Source organism: Mycobacterium arosiense ATCC BAA-1401 = DSM 45069 (assembly GCF_002086125.1).
Lineage (GTDB): Bacteria > Actinomycetota > Actinomycetes > Mycobacteriales > Mycobacteriaceae > Mycobacterium > Mycobacterium arosiense.
The window spans coordinates 1-3,855 of record NZ_MVHG01000160.1 but is presented as its reverse complement, the minus strand read 5'-3'; the positions used below and the strand labels follow the sequence as shown (position 1 = coordinate 3,855).

The following is a 3,855-nucleotide window of genomic DNA, read 5'->3' as shown; positions in this document are numbered from 1 at the left end:
ACCCGGCGGGGCGATCTCTTTTCTGTCGACCCGAGGGTCTGACTCCAACACGCCGCGAGACGGCTCGAGACGCCCCGCCCCACAAACCCCTAATTCAGCAAGCTCCTAGTCGTTGCCGCCGGGGAAGCTCGTCGTGATGGGCCAGGCGCCCAGCACGCGGCTCCACCGGGCGCCCATGACCGCGCTCTGCACCAGGGCCGTCGCGGCGAAGGCGCGGTCGGCACCTGTCTCCGCGTGCTCGGCAACGACGCGCCACGCGCCCGCGCCGTCGTTCTCCATCCGCGCGGCCAGGCGCGCGGCGTCGGCCGGGCCGGCGACCACCATCGGCAGCTGATAGCCCGCCGCGGCGACGGGAACGGTCACCTTGCGGGCATTGAGCATCGCGATGACGTCGTCGCGGCGCTGGCGGTGCTGCATGAGGGCCTCCACCACCATGTCGTTCACGCTGGGCGGGGACAGCGCCGACACGATGCCGTAGCCGTAGATCGTCGAGTGCTCGATGGCCAGCGCGTCGCACAGCGCGGTGTTGTCGGCGTCCTTGCCGGAGGTCATATCGACGGCCCCCCGGGCACGAGCGCGACCGTGTACGAGGCCGTGCAGGAGGCGGCGATCGAGGCCAGCAACCCGGCCCGGTAGCCCGACTCGGTGCCCACCAGTCGGCTCGCGCTGTCGGCCGAGGCGCGCAGCGCGTCGATCACCTCGGACACCGGCGGCGGAGGCGGTGGCGGCCCGGCGGGCTGGGCCTGGCTCGGGTTGGGCGTCTCGCTCGTGGAAGAGCTGGCGAGCTTGCCGGCCGCGCGCGAGATCTCCGCGGACAGCGCGCGGGCATGTGCGGCGCGCTGATTCGCCACCACGGTCAGCGCGGCGGCGACCTGAGGCGGGTTCCCGAGGGCCGCGGCGGCGGCGCCCGCGAGCGCGCTGTCGTGCCGGGCCTGATCCAGCGGGCCCAGCAATTGCTCGACCGGCGGGGGTTTGGGCGCGGACTTGCCACAGGCGGACACCACCGCCCCCAGCGCAGCCAAAGCCGCACCACCGGCGAGCACATCTCGCCTGTTGACGAACGGAACTGCGCTAGGCACAAGGACATCCTGCCATCGGGGCGGAGGCGGGCAATATGCCAGGAGGCGATCACGGCGTCAAGCGCGGTTCCTGGCGTATCGTGGATAGCTGGTTCTGGTAGAGGGCGACCACTGACAGCAGCGTCAGCAAGCATGCTCCTCCGCCGGGACACCGGAAGCCGCCCGCGAAGTCATCGGGGCGCCGACATCCGCCAGATGACCGGACAACTCAAGATGAGGAGCTCGCCGTGACCACCGGGCTACCGTCGCAGACGCAGGTGATCGAGCTACTCGGTGAAGAGTTTGCGCGCGCCGGATTCGAGATCGAAGACGTGGTCATCGACGCCCGGGCCCGCCCCCCGCGAATCATGGTGATCGCCGACGGCGACAACGGCTTGGACCTGGACACCGCGGCCACGCTGTCCCGCTCGGCGTCGGCACTGCTCGATGGCCTGGACACCATCGACGACCGGTACGTGCTCGAGGTCTCCTCGCCCGGCGTGGACCGCCCGCTGACCAGCGCGAAGCACTTCCGTCGGGCCCGTGGCCGCAAGGTCGACGTCGCCCTGTCGGACGGATCGACGCTGACCGGGCGGGTCGGCGAGACGGGCGATGACGCGGTCGCGCTGGTGGTCCGCGCGGGCCGGGATCTGACGGTGCGCGAGATCCCACTCGGCGACATCGTCAAAGCTGTTGTCCAAGTAGAGTTTTCGCCCCCTAACCAAGCGGAGCTGGAACTGGCGAGTACGGGTCAGGCCGACAGGACGGAGGAGCGGCGCCTATGAACATCGATATGGCCGCGCTGCACGCCATCGAGGTGGATCGGGGCATCTCGGTCAACGAGTTGCTCGAGACGATCAAGTCGGCGCTGCTCACCGCCTATCGGCACACCGAAGGCCACCAGAACGACGCGCGGATCGAGATCGACCGCAAGACCGGTGTGGTCAAGGTGATGGCCCGGGAGACCGACGAAGACGACAACGTCATCAGCGAATGGGACGACACCCCCGAGGGTTTCGGCCGCATCGCCGCCACCACCGCCCGCCAGGTCATGCTGCAGCGTTTCCGGGACGCCGAAAACGAGCGGACCTACGGCGAGTTCTCCACCCGCGAGGGCGAGATCGTCGCCGGCGTGATCCAGCGCGACAGCCGGGCCAACGCGCGCGGGCTGGTGGTGGTCCGGATGGGCACGGAGACCAAGGCCTCCGAGGGAGTGATTCCGGCCGCCGAGCAGGTGCCCGGGGAAAGCTACGAGCACGGCAACAGGTTGCGGTGCTACGTGATCGGGGTGACCCGCGGGGCCCGCGAGCCGCTGATCACCCTGTCGCGGACCCACCCGAACCTGGTCCGCAAGCTGTTCTCGCTGGAGGTCCCCGAGATCGCCGACGGGTCCGTCGAGATCGTGGCCGTGGCCCGCGAGGCCGGCCATCGGTCCAAGATCGCGGTGAAATCCAACCTGCCCGGCCTGAACGCCAAGGGTGCCTGCATCGGGCCGATGGGGCAGCGGGTCCGCAACGTGATGAGCGAGCTCTCCGGCGAGAAGATCGACATCATCGACTACGACGAGGACCCCGCGCGCTTCGTCGCCAACGCGTTGTCGCCGGCGAAGGTGGTGTCGGTGTCGATCATCGACCAGGCCGCCCGCGCCGCCCGCGTGGTGGTGCCGGACTTCCAGCTGTCCCTGGCCATCGGCAAGGAAGGCCAGAACGCGCGCCTGGCCGCCCGGCTCACCGGGTGGCGCATCGACATCCGGGGCGACTCGCCCGCCGGGGCGGGGGGGCACCCGGAGAGCCAGTCCGAACACGGCGCGACCCACGGAATGGCCCACGACCGCTAGCGGGGATCGCGAGCGCGGCGAAGCCGGGTGCTGCGGGTCGCCGCCATCGGGGCTAGCGGGGATCGCGAGCGCGGCGAAGCCGGGTGCTGCGGGTCTCCGCCATCGGGCTAGCGGGTGGCCGGGTCGCGCTTGTGCACCCTCGGGCGGTTCTGACCATCGATCCGGTGACGCTAGACTGAGCCGTGATCCAGCGTGAGCCTTCGGCCAAGACACACCGTCATGCGGGTGGACCCGTACGGACGTGTGTCGGGTGCCGGAAGCGAGAGTTGGCCGTCGAGCTGCTTCGAGTGGTGGCTGTGCCGGACGGGAACGGCGAATACGCCGTGATCGTTGACACGGGCAAGAGCCTGCCGGGGCGGGGTGCATGGCTGCACCCCGAGCCGCGGTGCGCGCAACAGGCAATCCGGCGGCGGGCTTTCACCAAAGCGCTGCGCATCACCGGTTCACCGGACACATCCGCGGTGGTCGAGCACATAGAGTCTTTCTGTGCGCCCGAGCGCCCGGCAACAGAACAGGTAGCAAAGAACATGAGCACACCGTGAAGTCCCGATGACTCGCATTCTTATGCGTTACAGCTAATCCCCGAGGCGCGGCCCCACGACTGTCGCCTCATAGACAGGAGATGTAGTGGCAGGTAAGGCCCGCGTGCACGAGTTGGCCAAGGAACTCGGTGTCACCAGCAAGGAAGTCCTCGCCCGGCTGAATGATCAGGGCGAATTCGTTAAATCAGCATCGTCGACGGTAGAAGCTCCGGTGGCTCGCCGGTTGCGCGAGTCCTTCGGCGGCGGTAAGGCCGCCGAGAAGGCCCCCGCGAAAGCCGCGGCGCAAGGCGGGGCCAAGGCGCCCGCCGCCAAGGCCCCCGACAAATCGCTCGACAAGGCCCTCGACAGCGCCATCGGCACCGCGGGCGGCAACGGCGAAGCGACCGCGAGGCCCGCCAAGCCCGCCGCCCCCCAGGCC

6 protein-coding genes are annotated in these 3,855 nt (G+C 69.7%); 4 read left to right on the top strand and 2 right to left on the bottom strand.

Translation table 11 applies throughout. The annotated features are described in order from the left end of the window. Positions 1–105: 105 nt before the first annotated feature. Both BST14_RS27570 and BST14_RS27565 read right to left on the bottom strand, forming a co-directional pair. Positions 106–552, bottom strand: a complete 447-nt coding sequence (locus tag BST14_RS27570; RefSeq protein WP_083067432.1) for a ferritin-like domain-containing protein — start codon at positions 550–552, stop codon at positions 106–108. Beyond that, a complete protein-coding gene (locus BST14_RS27565; protein ID WP_083067431.1) occupies positions 549–1,079 on the bottom strand; it encodes a hypothetical protein in 531 nt (176 codons plus the stop codon). Before BST14_RS27565 ends, BST14_RS27570 begins: the two co-directional genes overlap by 4 nt. 227 nt (positions 1,080–1,306) lie before the next feature. Here BST14_RS27565 and rimP point away from each other — a divergent pair, with 227 nt between their 5' ends. The 4 genes from rimP to BST14_RS27545 all read left to right on the top strand — a co-directional run. Continuing rightward, positions 1,307–1,843: a ribosome maturation factor RimP gene (gene rimP / locus BST14_RS27560; RefSeq protein ID WP_083067430.1), complete on the top strand. Its 537-nt coding sequence runs from the start codon at positions 1,307–1,309 to the stop codon at positions 1,841–1,843. Beyond that, positions 1,840–2,895: a transcription termination factor NusA gene (gene nusA / locus BST14_RS27555; RefSeq protein ID WP_083067429.1), complete on the top strand. Its 1,056-nt coding sequence runs from the start codon at positions 1,840–1,842 to the stop codon at positions 2,893–2,895. Before rimP ends, nusA begins: the two co-directional genes overlap by 4 nt. Before the next feature lie 266 nt (positions 2,896–3,161). Continuing rightward, on the top strand, positions 3,162–3,437 hold the full coding sequence (locus BST14_RS27550; protein WP_438502214.1) for a YlxR family protein: 276 nt from the start codon (positions 3,162–3,164) through the stop codon (positions 3,435–3,437). An 85-nt stretch (positions 3,438–3,522) separates the two neighbouring features. Further along, positions 3,523–3,855 (top strand): translation initiation factor IF-2 N-terminal domain-containing protein (locus BST14_RS27545; RefSeq protein WP_211280831.1); only part of this gene is annotated, 333 nt, incomplete at its 3' end.